The sequence below is a fragment of the Microbulbifer flavimaris genome, from assembly GCF_001641755.2.
Lineage (GTDB): Bacteria > Pseudomonadota > Gammaproteobacteria > Pseudomonadales > Cellvibrionaceae > Microbulbifer > Microbulbifer flavimaris.
The window spans coordinates 1-273 of sequence record NZ_LRFG02000018.1; the positions used below are offsets into that span (position 1 = coordinate 1).

1 pseudogene is annotated in these 273 nt (G+C 52.7%); it reads right to left on the reverse strand.

The features are described from left to right. Positions 1-208 (reverse strand): annotated as a pseudogene (locus tag AWR36_RS15970) (hypothetical protein); the annotation flags it as partial. Positions 209-273: the final 65 nt, after the last annotated feature.

The following is a 273-nucleotide window of genomic DNA, read 5'->3' on the forward strand; positions in this document are numbered from 1 at the left end:
GGGTGTCCATTTTCAAATCGGCCCACTTGAAATTGGCGTCCACTTCATAACGGTCGCGTTGCCAATATTCCTGGCCCTTCAACACTTCGCGCAGCGCATCCAATGAACGGCGGATATACAACGGCTCTTCGCCGTATATCAGCGTGATCGGCTTAATCTCGAAATTCGGGGTTTGCAGTTGCTTTAAAAACGCCGGCGCCATGATCATAGGCTGAATCCCTCTCCGCTAATCATTTCGCTGGCTCGGCCCGCGCACGATTAATGCGGTCGATG